We start from the raw sequence: 22,767 nt of genomic DNA on the forward strand, positions 1-22,767 counted from the left end.
ACCTTATTTCGTGAGGACGAAGCCCTTGAGCTTGCCGAATGCCTGATCCAGCAGCGCCTTCTGCTGTTCCTGGTGCAGGTGCGAGTAGCCCACGGCCGGCGAGGCCGAGGCCGGGCGGCCGGCGTAACCAAGCTTCTGGCCTTCGGCCATGTTCTCGTGGATGTAGTGCTGCACGAAGAACCAGGCGCCCTGGTTCTGTGGCTCGTCCTGGCACCACACCACCTCGGTCGCGTTCGGGAACTTCTTCAGCTCGGCGGCGAAGGCCTTGTGCGGGAACGGGTACAGCTGCTCCACGCGCAGGATCACGGTGTCGAAGGACTTCTTCTCGTCGCGCTTCTTCATCAGGTCGTAGGCGACCTTGCCCGAGCAGGCGATGATGCGCTTGACCTTCTGCGGGTCGATCTCCGGGTGGTTCGGCCCGATGACGGTGCGGAATTCACCCTTGGTGAATTCGCTCAGCGGCGACGACGCATCCTTGGCGCGCAGGAGCGACTTGGGCGTCATGATCACGAGGGGCTTGCGGAACATGCGCACCATCTGCCGGCGAAGCAGGTGGAAGATCTGGCTGGCCGTGGTCGGCTGCACGATCTGCATGTTGTTGTCGGCCGCCAGCTGCATGAAACGCTCGAGACGGGCGGACGAGTGCTCGGGGCCTTGGCCCTCGTAGCCGTGCGGCAGCATCAGCGTGAGGCCGTTGGCACGGCCCCATTTCACTTCGCCGGACGCGATGAACTGGTCGATCACGACCTGCGCACCGTTCACGAAGTCACCGAACTGCGCTTCCCAGATCACGAGGGTGTTGGGGTCGGCAGACGCATAGCCGTATTCGAAGCCGAGCACGGCTTCTTCCGACAGCAGCGAGTCGATGACGACGAACGGAGCCTGGTTGTCGGCGATGTGCTGCAGCGGCGTCCAGGTGCCTTCGTCCCACTTCTCGCGGTTCTGGTCGTGCAGCACGGCATGGCGGTGCGTGAACGTGCCACGGCCGCAGTCTTCGCCCGACAGGCGCACGGGGTAGCCGCTCGCCACGAGGGAGGCGTAGGCGAAGTGTTCGGCCATGCCCCAGTCGACGTTGATCTCGCCGCGGCCCATCGCGGCACGGTCGGCGAGCACCTTCTCGACCAGCGGGTGCGGCTTGAAGTTGACCGGGATCGAGGTGATGCGCTCGGCAAGACGCTTGATCTCGGTGAGCGGCAGCGCGGTGTCGGCCGAGTCGGTCCACTTCTTGTTGAGGAAGGGCGACCAGTCGACGGCGTACTTGCTCTTGTAGTTGGTGAGCACCGGGTCGACCGTGTGCTTGCCGGCGTCCATCGCGGCGCGATAGGCCTTGACCATGTCGTCCGGCCCCTCGGGCGGCAGCACACCCTGGGCGACGAGCTTGTCGCCGTAGAGCTTGCGGGTGCCGGGGTGCTGGCCGATCTTCTTGTACATCAGCGGCTGGGTGAGCGAGGGGGTGTCCTGCTCGTTGTGGCCCAGCTTGCGGAAGCAGACGATGTCGACGACGACGTCCTTGTTGAACTCCTGGCGGTAGTCGAGCGCGAGCTGGGTGCACAGCACCACGGCTTCGGGGTCGTCGCCGTTCACGTGCAGCACCGGGGCCTCGATCATCTTGACGACGTCGGTGCAATACAGCGTGGAGCGCGTGTCGCGCGGGTCGCTGGTGGTGAAGCCAATCTGGTTGTTGATGACGATGTGCAGCGTGCCGCCGGTGTAGTAGCCGCGGGTCTGCGCGAGCGCCAGCGTTTCCATCACCACGCCCTGGCCGGCGAAGGCCGCGTCGCCGTGCACCAGCACGGGCAGCACGGTGTCGCCGGCCTTGTCGCCGCGGCGGTCGAGGCGGGCCTTGACCGAGCCTTCGACCACCGGGTTCACGATTTCCAGGTGCGAGGGGTTGAACGAGAGGCTCAGGTGCACCGGGCCACCGTCGGTCGACACGTCGCTCGAGAAGCCCTGGTGGTACTTCACGTCACCCGAGGGCAGGTTTTCCGGCGCGGTGTGGTCGAACTCGGCGAACAAGTCCTTGGGCATCTTGCCCAGGGTGTTGACCAGCACGTTCAGGCGGCCGCGGTGGGCCATGCCGATCACGATCTCCTGCACGCCCTTGACGCCCGAGCGCTGCACCACTTCGTCCATCGAGGCGATGAAGCTCTCGCCGCCTTCCAGCGAGAAGCGCTTCTGACCGACGTACTTGGTGTGGAGGTAACGCTCCAGGCCTTCGGCGGCCGTGAGCTTCTCGAGGATGTTCTTCTTCTCGTCGGCCGTGAAGTTCGGCTTCGAGCGGATCGACTCGAGCCTCTGCTGCCACCAGCGCTTTTCCACCGGCTCGGTGATGTGCATGAACTCGGCGCCGATGCTGCCGCAATAGGTTTCACGCAGCGCCTGGAGGATCTCGCGCAGCGTCTGCTGCTCGGCGGTGGTGAAGTAGGTGTTCGTCGCGCTGAACGTGATGTCCATGTCGGACTCGCTCAGGTCGTAGAACGCCGGCTCCAGCTCGGGGATCTTGGGGCGCTCCTGGCGCTTGAGCGGGTCGAGGTCGGCCCAGCGGGCGCCGATCGAGCGGTAGGCGGCGATCAGCGACTGGACGTGGACCTGCTTGCGTGCGACGGCCAGCTCGGTGCTGCTCGTCTTGACGGCGAAGGCGTTGGCCTTGGCGCGTTGAGCGAATGATTCCACCACCGGCGCGTGGGCCACGTCGCGGGCCTCGGTGCCATCGGTCGCAGGGACGTTCTGGAGGGCGTCGAAGTACGCACGCCAGTTGTCGGGCACGGAGCCCGGGTTGTCGAGGTAGGCCTCGTACATCTCTTCGACGTAGGGCGCATTGCCTCCGAACAGGTACGAGTTCGACCTGTATTCCTGCATCATTTCGCTCACCTTTCGCTCCGGTTTCCGGGGCTGTAGTGGGTTGATAAACCTTCCGCGACACGGCTTAACCGACTGGCGGATTGCGACCCGCCTTGACTGACATCAAGGGGACGGGAAGGACCTGAAAAGTCTGGGCGCGACTGTAACACCGGCTTGGAACCACTGTCACTTCGCCGCATTGGACTCCCCGGCGCTTCATACGATGACAACAGGGATAAATCTCACACTCGCATGCACCGCGTGATCCACATCCAGCCCGAAGCGCCCGCCAAACCGGCAATCGGCGAAGCCTGCAATGGCTGTGGGGTGTGCTGCGCGGCCGAGCCCTGCCCTGTCGGCATGCTCGTGAGCCGGCGACGGCATGGCAGCTGCGCCGCGCTGGTGTGGATGGAAAGTGAACGGGTGTACCGCTGCGGCGTGGTGAGCGAGCCGCAGCGCTACATCAAGGTGCGATGGATGGCCCAGGTGCTGGGCCGGGCCGCGCGGCGCTTGATCGCCGCGGGCCAAGGCTGCGACTGCAGCCTGTCGGTCGACGCCGGCTGATCAGGCGATCGCTGCGAGCCGCTCGCGGGCGGCGGCGTATTCGCTGGCCAGACGCTGCACCAGTTCACGCGCCGGCAGCACCTTCTTCACCGCGCCGATCCCCTGCCCTGAACCCCAGATGTCTTTCCACGGCTTCACGCGGTTGGAACCGAAGCTCATGGCACTGGCGTCGCTCGTCGGCAGGTTGTCGGGGTCGAGGCCGGCGTTGCGGATCGACGGCGCCAGGTAGTTGCCGTGCACGCCGGTGAAGAGGTTGCTGTAGACGATGTCGTCGGACGTGCCGTCGACGATCGACTGCTTGTAGCGCTCGTCGGCGCGCGCCTCTTCGGTGGCGATGAAGGCCGTGCCGATGTAGGCGAAGTCGGCGCCCATCGCTTGGGCCGCGAGCACGGCGGCACCGTTGGCGATCGAGCCGCTCAAGGCCAGCGGACCGTCGAACCACTCGCGGATCTCCTGGATCAGCGCGAACGGGCTCTTCACACCCGCATGCCCCCCAGCCCCGGCCGCCACGGCGATCAGGCCATCGGCGCCCTTCTCGATCGCCTTGTGCGCGAACTTGTTGTTGATGATGTCGTGCAGCACCACGCCGCCCCAGCCGTGCACCGCCTGGTTCACGTCCTCACGCGCGCCCAGCGAGGTGATGACGATGGGCACCTTGTACTTGGCGCACAGCTGCATGTCGTGCTCGAGCCGGTCGTTGCTCTTGTGCACGATCTGGTTGATGGCGAACGGCGCGGCCGGCTTGTCCGGGTTGGCCTTGTTGTAGGCCGCGAGTGTCTCGGTGATCTCTGCCAGCCACTCGTCCAGCAGCTCCGCAGGGCGTGCATTGAGCGCGGGCATCGAGCCAATGACGCCTGCCTTGCACTGCTCGATCACGAGCTTGGGATTGCTGATGATGAACAGCGGCGAGCCGATGATGGGCAGCGGCAGGTTCTGAAGGATGGGTGGCAAGGCCAAGGGAGTCTCCGAAAGTTCTCAGAAGGATTCGAGGGCGAGTGCCGTGACGCTGTCGGCACCCTCGACGATCGCATCGCGCTGGCCCGGCACACGGCTCAGGATGTGCTCGGCGTAGAACTGCGCCGTCGTCACCTTAGCTTGCAGGAAAGCGGCATCGCCCTCGCCGGCCTTGAGCTGCGATTCAGCGGCCAGCAGCGCACGGCCCAGTTGCCACCCCGCCATCACATTGCCGGCAAGCATCAGGTAGGGCACCGAGCCGGCGAACACCGCGTTCGGGTTGCCCTTGGTGCCACCGGCCACGAAGTCGACCACCTGCTCGAAAGCCACGCGGGCCGCGCTCAGGCGCTTGTGCACCGCGCGGGCGGCGGCGCCGTCGCGCTTGGCCAGCTCGGCTTCGGTCTTCGCGATCTGCTGCGCGATGGCCTTGGCGGTCTGGCCGCCGTCACGCGCGGTCTTGCGGCCGACGAGGTCGTTCGCCTGGATCGCGGTCGTGCCTTCGTAGATGGTGAGGATCTTCGCGTCGCGGTAGTACTGCGCGGCGCCGGTCTCCTCGATGAAGCCCATGCCACCGTGCACCTGCACGCCGAGGCTGGTGACCTCGAGACTCATCTCGGTGCTGAAGCCCTTCACCAGCGGCACCATGAACTCGTAGAAGGCCTGGTTCTGCTTGCGCACTTCGGCATCGGGGTGCGCATGGGCCGCGTCATAGGCCGCACCGGCCGTGATGGCCATCGCGCGGCACCCTTCGATCTGCGCACGCATCGTCATCAGCATGCGTTTCACGTCGGGGTGGTGAATGATGGGCGCGCTCTTGTTGATGGAGCCATCGACCGGGCGCGACTGCACGCGCTCTTTCGCATAGGCCACTGCCTTCTGGTAGGCCCGCTCGGCCACTGCGATGCCCTGGATGCCCACCGCGTAGCGCGCGGCGTTCATCATGATGAACATGTACTCGAGGCCGCGGTTCTCCTGGCCCACGAGGTAGCCGATCGCGCCGCCGTGGTCGCCGAACTGCAGCACCGCCGTCGGGCTGGCCTTGATGCCCATCTTGTGCTCGATGCTGACGCAGTGCGCATCGTTGCGCGCGCCCAGCGAGCCATCGGCGTTGACCAGGAACTTCGGCACGACGAAGAGGCTGATGCCCTTCACGCCTTCCGGCGCACCGGCCACGCGCGCCAGCACGAGGTGGACGATGTTCTCGGCCATGTCGTGCTCACCGTAGGTGATGAAGATCTTGGTGCCGAAGATCTTGTAGGTGCCGTCGGGCTGCGGCTCGGCGCGCGTGCGCACGAGCGCGAGGTCGGAGCCGGCCTGCGGCTCGGTGAGGTTCATCGTGCCGGTCCACTTGCCCGAGATCATGTTGGGCAGGTAGGTCTGCTGCAGCTCGGGCGAGCCGGCGGTGAGCAGCGCTTCGATCGCGCCGTCGGTGAGCAGCGGGCACAGCGCGAAGCTCATGTTGGCGCTGTTGAGCATCTCGATGCAGGCTGCCCCGATGGTCTTGGGCAGGCCCTGGCCGCCGAAGTCGGTCGGGTGCTGCAGGCCTTGCCAGCCGCCCTCGGCGAGCTGGCGGAACGCATCCTTGAAGCCCGGCGTGGTGAAGACCTGGCCGTCCTTCCAGTACGACGGGTTCTTGTCGCCCTCGAAGTTGAGGGGCGCGAGCACGTCCTGGTTGAACTTGGCCGATTCTTCGAGCACCGCTTGTGCGGTCTCCATCCCAGCCTCTTCGAAGCCCGGCAACTTCGCGACTTCTTCCAGACCTGCCAGCTCCTTCATGCAGAACAGCATGTCCTTCACGGGGGCAACGTAGCTCATGGCATCTCCTTCGATACTTCTCTATGTAGGCAAGAAAAAGCCCGTCAGCCTGGTTGGGGCGAACGGGCCTGCTGTCGTCGTCGTGTGGTGGGTCAGAGCGCCTTCACCAGCTCGGGCACGGCGGTGAAGAGGTCGGCTTCGAGACTGTAGTCAGCCACCGAGAAGATCGGCGCCTCGGGGTCTTTGTTGATGGCCACGATCACCTTGCTGTCCTTCATGCCGGCCAGGTGCTGGATGGCCCCCGAGATGCCGGCGGCGATGTACAGCTGCGGCGCGACGATCTTGCCGGTCTGGCCGACCTGCAGGTCGTTGGGCGCGTAGCCCGCATCCACCGCAGCCCGGCTGGCACCGATGGCCGCGCCCAGCTTGTCGGCCAGCGGGGTCATCACCTCGACGAACTTCTCGCTCGAGCCGAGCGCGCGGCCACCGGAGACGATGATCTTGGCGGCGGTCAGTTCGGGGCGGTCGTTCTTGGCGATCTCGCTGCCCTGGAAGCTGCTCTTGCCGGAGTCGGCGGCTGCGGTTGCCGTCTCGACGGCGGCGCTGCCACCGGTGGCGGCCGCGGCGTCGAAGCCGGTGGTGCGCACGGTGATCACCTTCACCTTGTCGGCGCTCTGCACGGTGGCAATCGCGTTGCCGGCGTAGATCGGACGCTCGAAGGTGTCCGGGCTCACCACCTTGGTGATGTCGCTGATCTGGCCGACGTCGAGCTTGGCGGCCACGCGCGGGGCAACGTTCTTGCCGCTGGCAGTGGCCGGGAAGAGGATGTGGCTGTAGTGGCCGGCGATGGTCAAGACCTGGGCGGCGACGTTCTCGGCCAGGCCGTGGTCGAGCTGGGCGCCGTCGGCGTGGATCACCTTGGCCACACCGGCGATCTGGCTGGCGGCCTTGGCGGCGTCACCGGCGCTGTTGCCGGCGATGAGCACGTGCACGTCGCCCCCGATGGCGGCGGCAGCGGTGACGGTGTTCAGGGTCGCACCCTTGACGGACTTGTTGTCGTGTTCAGCAATGACGAGCGTGGTCATGTTGTGTTCTCCTGCTTCCCTTAGATGACCTTGGAGACGTTCTTGAGCTTGTCGACGAGGGTCGCGACATCGGGCACCTTGATGCCGGCGCTGCGCTTGGGGGGCTCGCTGACCTTCAGGGTCTTGATGCGCGGGGCGACGTCCACACCCAGCGCGTCGGGCTTGACGGTCTCCAGCGGCTTCTTCTTGGCCTTCATGATGTTGGGCAGCGTCACATAACGCGGCTCGTTCAGGCGCAGGTCGGTGGTGACGACGGCCGGCAGGCTGAGCTTCAGGGTCTCCAGGCCGCCATCAACCTCACGGGTGACGGTGGCCGAGTCCGCGGTGAGCTCGACCTTGCTCGCAAAGGTGGCCTGCGGCAGGTCGGCCAGGGCCGCCAGCATCTGGCCGGTCTGGTTGCAGTCGTCGTCGATGGCCTGCTTGCCGAGGATGACGAGGCCGGGCTGTTCCTTGTCGACGAGTGCCTTGAGGATCTTGGCGACCGCCAGCGGCTGGAGCTCGTTTCCTGGACCATCAAGGGTCTCGACCAGGATGCCGCGGTCGGCACCGATGGCCATCGCGGTGCGCAGGGTCTCCTGGCACTGGGCCGGGCCGGCAGAGACGGCGATCACTTCGGTGACCACGCCTTTTTCCTTCAGACGCACGGCCTCTTCCACCGCAATCTCGTCGAAGGGGTTCATGCTCATCTTGACGTTGGCGATGTCCACACCGCTGCCGTCACTCTTCACACGCACCTTCACGTTGTAGTCCACCACTCGCTTGACGGCTACCAGCACTTTCATCGCACGTATCTCCTAGGACATTGAAGACGGGGAATCCGCTTTCCCGCCGTCCCTTTGCAGGACCCGGCAAAAAAACGAACGATCGTTCGCTTTCGTGATTGTCTCATGATTGCGCGCCGCCGCAAACGTGCATTCGTCTCGCACTGCTAGACTGCGCGCCCCATGAACCCCACCCGGACCCCACTTGTCGGCGTGTTCGATTCCGGGGTAGGCGGCCTGTCGGTGCTGAAGGCCCTGCATTCGCAGCTGCCCGCGCACGACCTGCTCTACGTGGCCGACTCGGCCCATGCGCCCTATGGCGAGCGCACCGACGAGTACATCAGCCAACGCACCCACCGCATCGCGAGTCACCTGCTTGCCGAAGGCGCCAGCCTCCTCGTCATCGCCTGCAACACGGCCACGGCGGTGGCCGTGGCGAGCCTGCGCGAGCGCTGGCCGCAGGTGCCCATCGTGGCCGTCGAGCCGGGGGTGAAGCCCGCCGTCGCGCTCACGCGCAATGGGCGCATCGGCGTGATGGCCACGCCCGCCACGCTGCGCAGCGAGAAGTTCAAGCACCTGCTCAGCGCCCACGGTGCCGGCCTCTGCGTGCACCTGCAGCCGTGCCCGGGCCTCGCCGGCCAGATCGAACGAGGCATCCACGACGACCCGGCGCTCCTCCGGTTGATCGACCAGTTCAGCGCGCCGCTGAAAGAGGCCGAGGTGGACACCGTCGTGCTCGGCTGCACGCACTACCCGTTCGTGCACGCGCAGATCCAGCAGGCCTTCGGCAATGGGGTCACGCTGGTCGACACCGCCGAGCCGGTGGCCCGCCAGGCCGCCCGCCTGTTGAACGTTGTGCAGCCGACATCCGCGGTGCCCCGCCGCGTGTGCCTGCAAACCACCGGCGAAGCAGCCCGCCTGCAGGAGCTCGCCGGGCGCTGGCTGCCCTTCGAATGCCAGGTGGCGCACGCACCCGGCCTCTGAACGGCCGAAGGGCACGACCAGTGCGCTGAGGTCGGCCCGGCCGCAGCCGACAATCACGCATGACCCGTACCGATGCCCTCTCCTTCGGCAGCCTGCCCCTGCCTCCCGCGACGCAGGCCAACCTGCAACAGCTGGGCTACGCCTCGATGACGCCGATCCAGGCCGCGAGCCTGCCCCTCGCACTGGCCGGCAAGGACCTGATCGCCCAGGCCAAGACCGGCAGCGGCAAGACCGCCGCGTTCGCCCTGCCGCTGCTCGCAAACCTGAACCCACGCCGCTTCGCCGTGCAGGCACTCGTGCTGTGTCCGACACGCGAGCTCGCCGAACAGGTCACGCAGGAGATCCGCCGCCTCGCACGGGCTGAAGACAACATCAAGACGCTCACCCTCTGCGGCGGCGCGCCGGTCCGCAACCAGTTGGCAAGCCTGGCCCACGGGGCGCACATCGTGGTCGGCACGCCGGGCCGCATCCTCGACCACCTGTCGCGCGAGACGCTGTCGCTGGACGCGCTGAACACACTGGTGCTCGACGAAGCCGATCGCATGCTCGACATGGGTTTCGCCGACGACATCGCACAGGTGATCGCCGCCTGCCCGAAGAGGCGCCAGACCCTGCTGTTCTCGGCCACCTATCCCGACGGCGTGGCCCAACTCGCCGCACGCTTCATGCGCGAGCCGCAGGAGGTGAAGCTCGCCGAGCGCCATGCCGACACCAAGATCCGCCAGCGTTTCTACGAGGTGAAGGAAAGCGAGCGTCTGCATGCGGTGGGCCTGCTGTTGAACCACTTCCGGCCCGCCAGCACGCTCGCCTTCTGCAACACCAAGCAGCAATGCCGCGACCTCGTCGCCATCCTGCAGGCCCAAGGCATCGTGGCGCTGGAACTTCACGGAGACCTGGAGCAGCGCGAGCGCGACCAGGTGCTGGTGCAGTTTGCCAACCGCAGCTGCAGCGTGCTCGTGGCCACCGACGTGGCCGCGCGCGGACTCGACATTGCCCAGCTCGAAGCCGTGATCAACGTCGACATCACGCCCGACCCCGAGGTGCACACGCACCGCGTCGGCCGCACGGGGCGCGCCGACGAAGCCGGCTGGGCCTTCAGCCTCGCCAGCATGGACGAGATGGGGCGCGTGGGCCGCATCGACGAAATGCAGGGCAGCCCGAGCGCCTGGCACCCGTTGAGCGAGCTCACCGCGCCGGCCGACGCAAAGCCGCTGCGCCCGCCGATGGTGACGCTGCAGATCCTCGGTGGCCGCAAGGAAAAGATCCGCCCGGGCGACGTGCTGGGAGCGCTCACCAAAGACCTCGGTCTGGAAGGCGCACAGATCGGCAAGATCAACGTCAACGAGTTCTCCACCTATGTGGCCGTGGAGCGCAGCATCGCCGACCAGGCACTGCGCGGCCTCAACGCCGGCAAGGTGAAGGGCAAGTCGGTGAAGGCGAGACGGCTGTGAGCAGCTTCATGACATTCGCCTCGCTGGGCCTCTCGCACGCGCTGCTGCGTGCGGTGGGGGAATTGGGCTATGAAGCGCCCACGCCCATCCAGGCTGCGGCCATCCCGGTGGCCTTGGCCGGGCGCGATCTGCAGGCCTCGGCGGAGACCGGCTCGGGCAAGACGGCCGCGTTCGTGTTGCCCGTACTTCAGGGCATCGAAGCCGTGGCCAGACCCCGGCGCACCCAGGCGCTCGTGCTCGTGCCCACCCGTGAACTCGCGGCACAGGTCGGTGAATCGATGCGCGAGATCGCGCGTTTCCTGGCCGAGCCGGTGAAGGTGTCCATCCTGTACGGCGGCGTCTCGATCAACCCGCAGATGATGGCCTTGCGGGGCGGCGCCGATGTGGTCGTCGCCACACCCGGACGCCTGCTCGACGTGGTCGCGCAGAACGCACTCAACCTGACCAGCGTGCGCTGCCTCGTGCTCGACGAAGCTGATCGGCTGCTCGAGGCCGGCTTTTCGGATGAGCTCCAACGCGTGCTTGCGCTGCTGCCAACGGCACGGCAGAACCTGCTGTTCTCGGCCACCTTCCCCGCTGCCGTGCAGGCTTTGGCAGATGGCCTGTTGCGCGACCCGGTCCGCGTCGACATCGCCCGCGAGCCGGAGGTGCCTGCCAGGATCGAAGAGCACGCGATCGAGGTCGACGCTGCGCGGCGAACGCCCCTGCTGCGCCACCTGATCGAAAAAGGCGCGTGGTCGCGCGCGCTGGTCTTCGTGGCAACCCGCTATGCCTGCGACCACGTGGCCGACAAGCTGTGCAAGGCCGGCATCCCGGCCGCGGCCTTCCATGGCGACGCGAGCCAGGGTGCGCGCACAAGGGTGCTCGCCGACTTCAAGGCCGGCCAGCTGCAGGTGCTGGTCGCCACCGACCTGGGCGCACGCGGCATTGACATCTCGCAATTGCCCGTCGTCGTGAACTACGACCTGCCGCGCTCGGCCACGGACTACGTGCACCGCATCGGCCGCACGGCGCGCGCCGGTGCCCAGGGGTTGGCGGTGAGTTTCATCGGGGCCCAGGACGAAGCGCATTTCCGCCTCATCGAGAAGCGGCAAAGCCGCCGAGTGCCGCGCGAACGGATCGAAGGCTATGAGCCGACTGAGACGGCAGTGCCCGGTGCGGCGACAGGGGGCGTCAAGGGCAAGAGGCCGAGCAAGAAAGACAAGCTCAGGGCCGCCGGGCTGCGCTGATCGAGCCGCTCGCGATGTGGTGCCTGGGACGGGCATCGAACCCGTACGCCCTCTTTCGAGAAGCGGCGGATTTTAAGTCCGCTGTGTCTACCGATTTCACCACCCAGGCGAGGCCCGAATCACCAGGCAGGGCGCGGATTATCGACGCGCGCCAAAGCCCCGTTCAGAAACTGACGCTGTAGCGCCGCCCCTTGAACGACAGCACGGCGCTCTTCAGGCGGATCTGCTCCAGCACCAGGTCGTTGGCCACCTTGTCGCCTTCCTTGAAGACTTGCCCGTTGAGGATGAGCATGCGGCTCGCCGGGTTCTTGGAATAGCTCGCGCCGCTGACCGAAAGCGTGGGCAACTGGCGACGGATGTCATCGGGAAGCTCGGAGATCGACGGCACCGGCGTTTCTTCATCACGAGGCGCAGCGGCCACCGCCTCGGCCGGTTTCGCGGTCGGCCTGGGGGCCGTGGCGACACGCGCCGGCGCAGGTGCCGGCGGCGCAACGGGCGCGCTCCGGCGTTCGACCGGCGGCGGCGGCATCACGGGTGCTGCCTGCGGTGGCGCTTCCGGTGCGGAGACAGGGGGCGGCTGAACCGTGACCGCTGGCGGGGGCAGCACCGGCGCTGCGGCCACCGCTGGCGCAACGGGCGCAGGCTCAGGCGTCGAGCGCCCGAGCATCAGCCAGGCCGCCATGCCCACCAGGGCCAGCGACAAGCCACCGACCGCCCACCACAAGGGCTGCACCGAACCGCTCGGGCTCTCGTCGCCGTCATCGGCCTCGGCCACGCCGGCCGCGATCTGCTTGCTGTGCAGGCTGGGCACGGCGCCGCGCTCCCGCTCGGAATCGGCCCTGCGCAGCGCATCAAGGATGTACGACATCGCCCGCCTTTCAGTTCGACGCCACGATGGGCAGCAGACGCGGCTCGTCCACGCCCGCGACACGGTTGAGGTGCATCAGCGTGATCGGCCCCACCCGCCCATCGGGTTTGAGGCCACGCGCCAGCTGGAAGTTGGCAATGCGCTCCTGCAACGCGGCATCCAGCGTGCCCGGTGTTGACGGCAGCGCTTCGCCCTGAGCACGCGCGACCTGCTGGGCCACCCAGTCCACGACCGGCCCGTTCTGGCCGATCGGCACCCGGCCGATGTAGGCCGGCGGTGTGCGCCACAAGGTCGCAAATTCGCCACGCCACGATTTCGCAAGCGCCGAGAGCAGCACCGTCTGGGTCGCCCCGCCGGCGCCACGCAGCGTTGCGCTGTCGGTGCCGAGGGACACCAGCTGCAGGTAGACCGGTTTGCCGGCGTCGTCATACACGGTCAGCACGCCCGGCCGATCGAGCGCCCGCAGCATCGCCAGCCCGCCATCGTCGCTCTTGAAGCACTGAAGTTGCTGGCGTGCAGCGGTGCCGCAGGGGTCGGTCTCGGCGAGCGGCACCTTCCACGCGGCGGCCAGCTCGCGGATGGCCTGGGTCTCGCTGCGCAGGCCGGCATCCAGGGCGAGCGTGGCGACCGCTTTCACCGCCGAGGCGGGCGTCGCCGGGCGTGAGGCCACGGGGGCAGCCACCGCGGCCTTGGACGGCACCGCCGATGCGGCCATGGCCGCGGCCGACCTGCTCGAGCCGTCGTCCCTCACCCAACTCACCAGGCCGAACAGCAACACACCCGCCAGCAAGCCCGCCACTGCGGCGTACACCGGCTTGCGGTTGAAGCCACTCACGGCGGCCGCGATCGGCCGCTCGGCCTCGCCGAAGACTTCAACCGCGGCGTGGTCGACCATTTCGCGGGTCACCCGCGAGCGCCCCTCGGCGTAGGCACCGAGCAACGAACGGTCGCACAGCAGGTTGATGCGGCGCGGCACGCCGCGGGACAACTCGTGGATGCGCTTTCGTGCCGCCCGGTCGAACGGCACCACCCCACTCAGGCCCGCCACGCCCAGGCGGTGCCGGATGTACTGCACCGTCTCGCTCTCGCTCAGCGCCTTCAGGTGGTAGCGGGCAATCACGCGCTGCGCGAGCTGCTCGAGTTCGGGCCGGGCCAGCATGTCGCGCAGCTCGGGCTGGCCGATGAGGATGATCTGCAACAGCTTGCGCTCGCTGGTCTCGAGGTTGGTCAGCAGGCGCAGCTGCTCCAGCACTTCGGACGAGAGGTTCTGTGCCTCGTCGATGATCAGCACGTTGTTCTGCCCGACCGCATGGGTCTTGAGCAGGAACTCGTTGATGGGGTCCAGGTATTCCTTGACGCTCTCGGTGCGGACGCGGTCCGCATCGAGCGGGATGCGGAATTCCTCGCAGACGGTGCGCAGCAGCTCGATGACCGTCAGCTTGGGGTTGAAGATGTAGGCGACGTTGCAGCGCTTCGGAATCTGCTCCAGGAAGCAGCGGCACACCGTGGTCTTGCCGGCGCCGATCTCGCCGGTGAGCAGCACGAAGCCCCCACCCCCGCGCAGCCCGTAAAGCAGGTGCGCCAGCGCCTCTCGGTGCCGCTCGCTCATGAAGAGGTAGCGCGGATCCGGGGCGATGGAGAACGGCTCCTGCCGCAGGCCGAAGAATTTGGCGTACATCGTGGCCGCGAGTCTATCGCCCACGATGGCCCTGCGGCCTTGAAGGATGCCCAGGGCTCAGGGGCGCTCCGTCCATTCGATCTGCGCCCCGAGTGCAGAGAGGTTCTCCACGAAGCGCGGGTGGGCTCGCCGGATGGGCGCGGCATGGCGGATCACCGAGCGGCCCTCGATGCTTGCCGCCACCATCAGCAAGGCGATGGCCACGCGGATGATGTAGGGGCTGTCCACCTCTGCCGGCGCAAGCGGGCGGCCGCCGAAGCTGATGGCACGGTGCGGATCGGAGAGGAACACATGCGCACCGAATTTCGACAGCTCGGAGGTCCAGCCCATCGCACCGTCGTAGACCTTGTTCCAGAACATCGCGCTGCCCTCGGCGCGCGCGCCCAAGGCCATGAAGATCGGAAGCAAGTCCACCGGCAGATAGGGCCACGGGGCGGCTTCGATCTTCTGCAGCATGTTCCGGGTGAAGGGCTCGGCCACCTTCAAGCCGCCCTGCACGCGCGCATGCGACCAGCCATCGCGGTGAGTCACGTGCACGCCGAATTTGGCGAGGCTGCGGTCGATGAGCGGGAAGTGTTCGGGCCGTGAGTTGCGCACCGTGACTTCGCCACCTGTGATGGCGCCCAGGGCGAGGAAGGTGGTCACCTCATGAAAGTCTTCAGCAAACCGGAACTCGGTGCCGCCGAGTGCGTCGACACCTTCGATCACAAGCCGCGACGTGCCGATGCCTTCGATGTGGGCTCCCAGACGGCACATGAACTCGCAGAATTCCTGTACATGCGGCTCGCAGGCGGCGTTGGTCAGCACCGAGCGCCCGCTGGCGAGTGCCGCGCACAACACGAAGTTTTCGGTGGTGGTGACGGAAGCGTAGTCGAGCCAGTGTTCGGCCGCACGCAACGGAGCGTCACAGCGCACGATGAAGGCATCGTCGCCCTGCTCGATGTGGGCGCCGAAGCAGCGCAGGGTCTCCACATGCGGATCGATCTCGCGCACCCCGAGCGTGCAGCCCTTCACCTCGGCTTCGATGCGCGCCTCGCCGAAGCGCGCGAGCAACGGCGGCACCAGCATGATGGAAGACCGCATCTCCAAGGGCAGGCGGTGTCGACGTGCATCGAACATGCTGTGCCGATGGTGCAGGCCGACGATGCCGCGCACCCAGTCGGCATGCACCTCGCTGCCGATGGACTCGAAGAACTGCAGGATCTTGCGAACGTCGGTGATGTCGGGCACGCCCCGCAAATGCACGGGCTGGCGAGTGAGCAGCGTCGCGCACAAGATGGGCAGCACCGCATTCTTGTTGGCCGACGGGTCGATCCGGCCCGTCAAGGGCGCGCCACCGTGGACGACGACATGGGAAGAGGAAGTCACAGTTTGGGCTCCGGTACGCCACCCGATGAGGCAGCTTGCTCGGAAGCTTCCGGCAGCCGTGGGAAGGCGCGATGAAGCCGCACGACCTTGTGTGAAGCCTCGGTGAACCGGCCGGCTCGTCTCGACTCCAAACGCTCAGGGCTCGTTCTCTTGCCGCTGCAGGCAAAACACGACAACATGCCGATCAACCGCTTCTCGCAGTCCATCCGATGAAGACTCTTCTACCTCTCTACTTCATGCTCGCGATCGGCAGCGCCGCGCACGCCGCCATGCCTGCCGATGGCGCCAAGGCCGCGGACAGTTGCGAAGCGGCTGTCACTGACACCATCAAGGAAATGCGTGGCCGCAACGCGAGCGACGTTCAGTTCAACAAGGAAAAGCGCGTGTTGTCGCCCACCACCGGTGAAGAAACCGACATCAAGGGCGCTGGCCGCTACCGCAACGCCGCTGGCGCCGCGACACCCTTCACCTACGGCTGCGCCTACAACGACAAGACGGGCGCCACCTCGGGCATCGTGTTTCGTGACGCCGCCGGCCCGCGTGCGAGCGAAGAAAAGGAGTGGCAACCGGACCTGCTCAGCGTGTCACCCGAAGCGTGTGAAACGGCCGTGGCCGCCACACTCAAGAGCAAACACCCGCGTGTGGGCCGCATCGCCTTCGGCTCCGACTCACGACAGCTCCGCCCTGCCCCTGGTGGGCGCGCCAGCCTGGAAGGCATTGGCGCGGTGCAACGTGCCCCGGGCATGAACCTTGTGCAGTTCAACTACCGCTGTGAGTTCGAGCCGGGCAACGGCAAGCTGGTCGCCGTGCAGGCGTTCGAATGACGGCCTGAATCACGCGCCATGGAAAGCAAAACGCCCCGGTGAACGGGGCGTTTTTCTGAGCTGCATGTCTGGAGGCGCGGGCCGGAGTCGAACCGACCTACACGGATTTGCAATCCGGTGCATAACCGCTTTGCTACCGCGCCGTTGACTGTGGCGGCCAAAGGCCTTTTGCCTTGGCAAAAAGGGAAGCCGAAGCTTCCCTTTTGAATTTGGAGCGGGATAAGAGGCTCGAACTCTCGACCTATACCTTGGCAAGGTATCGCTCTACCAACTGAGCTAATCCCGCAGGGGTTTCAATCGACTCAACTGCTCGAATCAACTGAAGCTGAAAGTATAAGGGAAAAATGCCCCGGCCTGCAAGACCGGGGCAACTTTCAACTCAGTGTTTCAGCGAATCGCCACTGACGGCGGGCGCATCAACCGGCTTCACGGTTTCCGCATCGACCTTCGGAGGATCTTCTTCTGACAGCGCTTGCGGCGCCGACTCGAGCGCAACCTCGAGCACTTGGTCGATCCACTTCACCGGCACGATCTCGAGATGGTTCTTCACGTTCTCGGGGATGTCCTGCAAGTCCTTGGTGTTCTCCTCCGGGATCAGCACCGTCTTGATGCCACCGCGGTGAGCTGCGAGGAGTTTTTCCTTCAGACCACCGATCGCCGTAACTTCACCACGCAACGTGATCTCGCCCGTCATCGCCACGTCGGCACGCACCGGGATGCCCGTCAACGCGGAAACAAAGGCCGTGGTCATCGCGATGCCGGCGCTCGGGCCGTCCTTTGGGGTGGCACCATCGGGCACGTGGATGTGGATGTCGCGCTTCTCGAAGAGTTCGTCCTTGATGCCGAGGCGGCGTGAACGGCTGCGCACGACAGAGCGTGCTGCTTCGACCGATTCCTTCATCACGTCGCCCAGCGAGCCGGTGCGAATGATGTTGCCCTTGCCAGGCATCACAGCGCTTTCGATCGTCAGCAGGTCACCACCGACTTCCGTCCACGCGAGACCGACCACCTGGCCGACCTGGTTCGCGTTTTCAGCGCGGCCATAAGTGAACTTGCGCACACCGAGGAAGTCGTTGAGGTTTTCCTCGGTCACCACCACCTGACCGGTGTAGGTCTTGAGTTGCAGACCCTTGACCACCTTGCGGCAGATCTTCGACACCTCGCGTTCGAGCGAACGCACGCCGGCTTCACGTGTGTAGTAGCGGATGATCCCGCGCACCGCCGATTCGGTGACGTCGAGTTCTTCGTCCTTCACGCCGTTGTTCTGGCGCTGCTTGGGCAGCAGGTAGCGCGTCGCGATGTTGACCTTCTCGTCCTCGGTGTAGCCCGAGAGGCGGATCACTTCCATCCGGTCCAGCAGGGCCGGCGGAATGTTCATCGAGTTCGAGGTGGCGATGAACATCACGTCGCTCAAGTCGAAGTCGACCTCGACGTAGTGGTCGCTGAAGGTGTGGTTCTGCTCGGGGTCGAGCACTTCCAGCAGCGCCGACGACGGGTCGCCACGGAAATCCATTCCCAGCTTGTCGATCTCGTCGAGCAGGAACAGCGGATTGCGCGTGCCGACCTTCGAGAGGCTCTGCAGCACCTTGCCCGGCATCGATCCGATGTAGGTGCGGCGGTGGCCGCGGATCTCGGCCTCGTCCCGCATGCCGCCCAGCGCCATGCGGACGAACTTGCGCCCAGTAGCGCGCGCCACGCTCTGACCGAGCGAGGTCTTGCCCACGCCAGGAGGGCCGACCAGACACAGGATGGGCGCCTTGACCTTGTCGACTCGCTGTTGCACCGCGAGGTACTCGAGGATGCGGTCCTTGACCTTCTCGAGGCCGTAGTGGTCCTCGTTCAGCACTTCCTCGGCATGCGAAAGGTCGTGCTTGATCTTGGTCTTCTTGGTCCAGGGCAGGTTGATCAGCGTGTCAATGTAGTTGCGCACAACGGTCGCTTCGGCCGACATGGGCGACATCAGCTTGAGCTTCTTCAGCTCGGCATCGACCTTCTTGCGCGCCTCCTTCGGCATCTTCGCGGCGATGATCTTCTTTTCCAGCTCCTCCATGTCGGCGCCTTCTTCGCCGTCACCGAGTTCCTTCTGGATCGCCTTGACCTGCTCGTTCAGGTAGTACTCGCGCTGGCTCTTCTCCATCTGGCGCTTCACGCGACCACGGATGCGCTTCTCCACCTGGAGGATGTCGACTTCGTGCTCGAGTTGCTCGAGCAGTTTCTCCAGCCGCTTGTCCACGGCGAAGAGATCGAGCACCGACTGCTTGTTTTCCAGCTTCAGCGGCAGGTGCGCCGCAATCGTGTCGGCCAGGCGGCCGGCATCATCGATGCCCGCGATGGAGGTCAGGATCTCCGGCGGAATCTTCTTGTTGAGCTTGACGTACTGGTCGAACTGCTGCGTCACCGCGCGGCGCAGGGCTTCGACCTCGGGCTTGGAGTCGGTCTCCGGCGGCACCGGGGTCACTTCGGCCACGAAGTGCTCACCGTTGTCGCTGATGCTGTGGGTGTTGGCGCGCTGGATGCCTTCGACCAGCACCTTCACCGTGCCATCGGGTAGTTTCAGCATCTGCAGGATGCTGGAGACGCAACCCACCTCGAACATGTCGTCGGGCTTGGGCTCGTCCTTGCCGGCGGCGCGTTGCGCAACCAGCATGATCTGACGACCCGCTTCCATCGCCGCTTCCAGCGCCTTGATGGACTTCGGCCGACCCACGAACAGCGGGATCACCATGTGTGGGAAGACCACCACATCCCGCAGCGGAAGCAGCGGCATGGTGATGGGCTCAGCGGGCAAAACAGGATGTCCGGACATAGGAACCTCTCTTTCTCAGGCCCACATAGGGCTCGAGGGATCAATTGCAAGACACCTGCCCGATAGGCGCAGGCTATTCAGGGTCCTCAGTCTCAGAGGCGCGTCAGGCACTGGCTTTAGCCTGTTCTCGATACACCAAGAGGGGCTTGGCGTTCTCTTCGATGGTGTGCTCGTCGAGCACCACCTTGGCCACGCCGTCCAGCGTGGGCAACTCGAACATCGTGTCGATCAAGGAGAGCTCCATGATCGAGCGCAGGCCGCGGGCGCCGGTCTTGCGGGCCAGGGCTTTCTTGGAAATGGCGCTCAGAGCAGACGGGCGGATCTCGAGTTCGACGCCGTCCATCGCGAAAAGCTTCTGGTATTGCTTGACGAGCGCGTTCTTCGGCTCGGTCAGGATCTGCACAAGGGCGTCTTCGGTCAGCTCACCCAGGGTCGCAACGACCGGCAGGCGGCCCACCAGTTCGGGAATCAGGCCGAACTTGATCAAGTCTTCAGGCTCGACCTCGCGGAACACCTCGGAAACACGCTTCTCGCTCTTTGAATGCACCGTGGCACCGAAGCCGATGCCCGACTTCTCGGATCGGTTCTGGATGACCTTCTCGAGCCCGTCGAAGGCCCCGCCGCAGATGAACAGGATGTTGGTCGTGTCGATCTGCAGGAAATCCTGGTTCGGGTGCTTGCGGCCACCCTGCGGCGGCACAGACGCCATGGTGCCTTCCACAAGCTTGAGCAGGGCCTGCTGCACGCCCTCGCCCGACACGTCGCGGGTGATGGACGGGTTGTCGGCCTTGCGCGAGATCTTGTCGATCTCGTCGATGTAGACGATGCCACGCTGGGCCTTGTCGACGTCGTAGTTGCAGTTCTGCAGCAGCTTCTGGATGATGTTCTCGACGTCTTCACCCACGTAGCCGGCTTCGGTGAGCGTGGTGGCGTCGGCGATCACGAAGGGCACGTTGAGCAGGCGAGCCAGCGTCTGCGCAAGCAGCGTCTTGCCCGAGCCCGTCGGGCCGATCAGGAGGATGTTGCTCTTGGCCAGCTCCACGTCGTCCTTCGACGTGGCCATGTGCTTGAGGCGCTTGTAGTGGTTGTAGACCGCAACCGACAGCGTGCGCTTGGCCGTGTCCTGCCCGATCACATATTGGTCCAGGCTGGCCTTGATGTCGGCCGGAACCGGCAAATCAGACTTGGCGGCGCGGGCTTCCGGCGTATCCGCCGGCACCTCGTCGCGAATGATGTCGTTGCACAGCTCGATGCACTCGTCGCAGATGAACACCGACGGACCGGCGATCAGCTTCTTCACCTCATGCTGGCTCTTGCCGCAGAAGGAGCAGTACAGGACTTTCTCGCTGGAGGAGCCTTTTTTCTCGGCCATTTAGGTGGGTCGCACGAGCGCTTGATAGAGGGAGTCGGTTCAATGATAGAGCAAAAGAAAACGGGGCCTTGATCGCAAAAAAGGCCCCGTTTCAGTCGCAGTTACGGGCCTTGGCCCCTGTCCGTTTGCCTCAGCTGGCAGACGGACCGGCACGCTTGTTGAGCACCTGGTCGATCAGGCCGTAGTTCTTGGCCTCTTCCGGGTCCATGAAGAAGTCGCGCTCCATGTCGGCGCGGATCTTCTCGATCGGCTGTCCGGTGCGCTCGGCGTAGACCTTGTTGAGTTGCTCGCGGGTCTTGAGGATCTCGCGGGCATGGATCTCGATGTCGGTGGCCTGGCCCTGAGCACCGCCCGAGGGCTGGTGGATCATGACGCGGGCATTCGGCAGCGCAAAACGCTTGCCCTTGGCACCGGCCATCAGCAGAAACGAACCCATGCTGGCTGCCATGCCCACGCACATGGTCGACACATCGGGCTTGATGAATTCCATCGTGTCGAAGATCGCCATGCCGGCCGTCACGGAGCCGCCCGGCGAGTTGATGTAGAAGTGGATGTCCTTGTCGGGGTTTTCGCTCTCGAGGAAGAGCAACTGCGCGACGACCAGGCTCGCGGTCTGGTCGTTCACCGGGCCGACCAGGAACACGATGCGCTCGCGCAACAGGCGGCTGTAGATGTCATAGGCGCGCTCGCCGCGGCCCGACTGTTCGATGACCATGGGCACCATGCCCAAACCCAGAGTGTCCAGCGCGCTCATGCCGTTGCGTCCTTCAGAAGTGATGCCTACAGGTTGGGCTTGATTATGTCGCGTCAAGAGAGGCGACACAGAAAAGTGATCGATGGAAAAACAAAGGGCGCCCCGCCGTGCCGGCTGGCGCCCTTTCCTCGCCGATCGCGGTCGATCAGCCGGCCATCAGCTCGTCGAACGGCACGACCTTGTCGGTGACCTTGGCCCTGCTGAGCACGAACTCCGTGACGTTGTTCTCGATGACCACGCCTTCCACTTCGGCCATGCGCTCACGGTCGCTGAGGTACCAGCGAACGACTTCCGCCGGCTTCTCGTAGCTCTGCGCCATTTCCTCGATGTGGGCCTGCAGCTGCTCGGGCTTGGCCTGCAGGTTGTTGGCACGCACGAGTTCGGCGACAACCAGGCCCAGGCGCACACGACGCTCGGCCTGCGGCTTGAAGATTTCTTCCGGGATCGGGGCCTTGTCGGCGTCCTTGATGCCGCGCTTCTTCAGGTCGGCACGGGCCGACTCGATCATGCGGGCGGTCTCGTTGGCCACCAGTGCGGTCGGCAGGTCGAGCTCGGCGGTCTTGGCCACGGCGTCCATCACGGCGGCCTTGTTGCGGGCCAGCACGCGGAACTTCACTTCACGCTCGAGGTTCTTCTTGATGTCGGCGCGCAACGAAGCCACGGTGCCGTCGGCAATGCCCAGGCTCTTGGCCAGCGCTTCATTCACTTCGGGCAGGTTCTGCGACTCGATCTTGCTCAAAGTGACGAGGAAGTCGGCTTCCTTGCCGGCCACGTCCTTGCCCTGGTAGTCCTCGGGGAACTGCAGCGGGAAGGTCTTCGATTCGCCGGCCTTCATGCCGCGCACGGCCTTTTCGAACTGCTCCAGCATCTGGCCTTCGCCGATGATGAACTGGAAACCCTCGGCCTTGCCGCCGTCGAAGGGCACGCCGTCGATCTTGCCTTCGAAATCGATGGTCACACGGTCGCCTTCACCGGCAGCGTCGCCCTGGGCGCGTTGGGCGAAGGTGCGGCGCTGCTTGCGCAGGATGTCGAGGGTCTTGTCGATGGCAGCGTCGGTCACTTCAGCGCTCACGCGCTCGACTTCGGCGGTGGAGATGTCGCCCAGCTTCACTTCGGGGTAGACCTCGAAGGTCGCGTCGAAAGCGACCTGGCCCTCGGGCGGGTTTTCCTTCTCGGTGATGCGCGGCGCGCCGGCGACGCGCAGCTTGGCTTCGTTGGTGGCCTGCTCGAAAGCCTGGCCGACCTTGTCGTTCATCACCTCGTAGTGGACCGAGTAGCCATAGCGTTGGGTCACCACGCTCATCGGCACCTTGCCGGGGCGGAACCCGTCGGCCTTGACCGTGCGGGCCAGGCGCTTCAGGCGCGACTGCACCTCGTTGTTGATGGTGTCGGCCGGCAGCGTCAGCGTGATGCGGCGTTCGAGCTTTTCGAGGGTTTCAACAGTGACAGCCATGATGTGTACGGACTCTCTGG

At 65.5% G+C, this 22,767-nt stretch carries 17 protein-coding genes and 3 tRNA genes; 5 read left to right on the plus strand and 15 right to left on the minus strand.

The genetic code is table 11. The annotated features are described in order from the left end of the window. Positions 1-3: 3 nt before the first annotated feature. Entirely contained in the window at positions 4-2,862 is a 2,859-nt protein-coding gene (locus JI745_RS03710) for a 2-oxoglutarate dehydrogenase E1 component (protein ID WP_201812320.1), read from the minus strand. A gap of 231 nt (positions 2,863-3,093) precedes the next feature. Between JI745_RS03710 and JI745_RS03715 the strand changes: the two genes are divergently transcribed. After that, a complete protein-coding gene (locus JI745_RS03715) occupies positions 3,094-3,405 on the plus strand; it encodes a hypothetical protein (protein WP_201803851.1) in 312 nt (103 codons plus the stop codon). On the opposite strand, the gene JI745_RS03720 is transcribed toward JI745_RS03715, so the two are convergent. The 4 genes from JI745_RS03720 to JI745_RS03735 form a co-directional block, all read right to left on the minus strand. Then, positions 3,406-4,362, minus strand: coding sequence for a nitronate monooxygenase family protein (locus tag JI745_RS03720; RefSeq protein WP_201803853.1), 957 nt, complete (start codon positions 4,360-4,362; stop codon positions 3,406-3,408). It abuts the gene before it with no gap. Between the two features lie 18 nt (positions 4,363-4,380). Further along, a complete protein-coding gene (locus tag JI745_RS03725) occupies positions 4,381-6,174 on the minus strand; it encodes an acyl-CoA dehydrogenase (RefSeq protein ID WP_201803855.1) in 1,794 nt (597 codons plus the stop codon). 92 nt (positions 6,175-6,266) lie between these two features. Further along, complete coding sequence (locus tag JI745_RS03730; protein WP_201803856.1) at positions 6,267-7,199, minus strand: electron transfer flavoprotein subunit alpha/FixB family protein; 933 nt, start codon at positions 7,197-7,199, stop codon at positions 6,267-6,269. A 20-nt stretch (positions 7,200-7,219) separates the two neighbouring features. Beyond that, positions 7,220-7,981, minus strand: coding sequence for an electron transfer flavoprotein subunit beta/FixA family protein (locus JI745_RS03735; RefSeq protein ID WP_201803858.1), 762 nt, complete (start codon positions 7,979-7,981; stop codon positions 7,220-7,222). 162 nt (positions 7,982-8,143) lie between these two features. Here JI745_RS03735 and murI point away from each other — a divergent pair, with 162 nt between their 5' ends. From murI to JI745_RS03750, 3 genes are read left to right on the plus strand one after another with little or no spacing between them, the layout of a single operon-like run. Continuing rightward, positions 8,144-8,944: a glutamate racemase gene (gene murI, locus JI745_RS03740; RefSeq protein WP_201803860.1), complete on the plus strand. Its 801-nt coding sequence runs from the start codon at positions 8,144-8,146 to the stop codon at positions 8,942-8,944. A 59-nt stretch (positions 8,945-9,003) separates the two neighbouring features. Beyond that, a complete protein-coding gene (gene dbpA / locus JI745_RS03745; protein ID WP_201803862.1) occupies positions 9,004-10,395 on the plus strand; it encodes an ATP-dependent RNA helicase DbpA in 1,392 nt (463 codons plus the stop codon). Between the two features lie 8 nt (positions 10,396-10,403). Then, the gene (locus JI745_RS03750) at positions 10,404-11,624 is read left to right on the plus strand and encodes a DEAD/DEAH box helicase (RefSeq protein WP_201803863.1); all 1,221 of its coding nucleotides are present in this window, start codon (positions 10,404-10,406) and stop codon (positions 11,622-11,624) included. Positions 11,625-11,641: 17 nt separating this feature from the next. Here the strand turns inward: JI745_RS03750 and JI745_RS03755 are convergent. From JI745_RS03755 to JI745_RS03770, 4 genes are all read right to left on the minus strand, one after another. Then, a tRNA-Leu gene (locus JI745_RS03755) sits at positions 11,642-11,733 on the minus strand. 54 nt (positions 11,734-11,787) lie between these two features. After that, positions 11,788-12,492, minus strand: a complete 705-nt coding sequence (locus JI745_RS03760) for a general secretion pathway protein GspB (protein ID WP_201803865.1) — start codon at positions 12,490-12,492, stop codon at positions 11,788-11,790. Between the two features lie 10 nt (positions 12,493-12,502). Then, positions 12,503-14,170 (minus strand): ExeA family protein, encoded by a 1,668-nt coding sequence (locus JI745_RS03765; RefSeq protein ID WP_201812321.1) that lies wholly within the window; start codon positions 14,168-14,170, stop codon positions 12,503-12,505. A gap of 57 nt (positions 14,171-14,227) precedes the next feature. Then, positions 14,228-15,538, minus strand: coding sequence for a UDP-N-acetylglucosamine 1-carboxyvinyltransferase (locus JI745_RS03770; RefSeq protein WP_201803866.1), 1,311 nt, complete (start codon positions 15,536-15,538; stop codon positions 14,228-14,230). A gap of 209 nt (positions 15,539-15,747) precedes the next feature. Here JI745_RS03770 and JI745_RS03775 point away from each other — a divergent pair, with 209 nt between their 5' ends. Beyond that, positions 15,748-16,362 (plus strand): hypothetical protein, encoded by a 615-nt coding sequence (locus JI745_RS03775; RefSeq protein WP_201803868.1) that lies wholly within the window; start codon positions 15,748-15,750, stop codon positions 16,360-16,362. A 69-nt stretch (positions 16,363-16,431) separates the two neighbouring features. Here JI745_RS03775 and JI745_RS03780 read toward each other — a convergent pair. From JI745_RS03780 to tig, 6 genes are all read right to left on the minus strand, one after another. Next, a tRNA-Cys gene (locus JI745_RS03780) sits at positions 16,432-16,505 on the minus strand. Positions 16,506-16,572: 67 nt separating this feature from the next. Further along, positions 16,573-16,648, minus strand: a tRNA-Gly gene (locus tag JI745_RS03785). A 93-nt stretch (positions 16,649-16,741) separates the two neighbouring features. After that, the gene (gene lon / locus JI745_RS03790) at positions 16,742-19,168 is read right to left on the minus strand and encodes an endopeptidase La (RefSeq protein WP_201803870.1); all 2,427 of its coding nucleotides are present in this window, start codon (positions 19,166-19,168) and stop codon (positions 16,742-16,744) included. A 103-nt stretch (positions 19,169-19,271) separates the two neighbouring features. Next, entirely contained in the window at positions 19,272-20,540 is a 1,269-nt protein-coding gene (gene clpX / locus JI745_RS03795; RefSeq protein WP_201803871.1) for an ATP-dependent Clp protease ATP-binding subunit ClpX, read from the minus strand. 130 nt (positions 20,541-20,670) lie between these two features. Further along, positions 20,671-21,294, minus strand: a complete 624-nt coding sequence (gene clpP / locus JI745_RS03800) for an ATP-dependent Clp endopeptidase proteolytic subunit ClpP (RefSeq protein WP_310738475.1) — start codon at positions 21,292-21,294, stop codon at positions 20,671-20,673. Between the two features lie 145 nt (positions 21,295-21,439). Then, positions 21,440-22,747, minus strand: coding sequence for a trigger factor (tig, locus tag JI745_RS03805; RefSeq protein WP_201803873.1), 1,308 nt, complete (start codon positions 22,745-22,747; stop codon positions 21,440-21,442). Between the last annotated feature and the right edge of the window lie 20 nt (positions 22,748-22,767).

Origin of the sequence: Piscinibacter sp. HJYY11 (assembly GCF_016735515.1) — a bacterium.
Taxonomy (GTDB): Bacteria; Pseudomonadota; Gammaproteobacteria; order Burkholderiales; family Burkholderiaceae_C; genus Rhizobacter.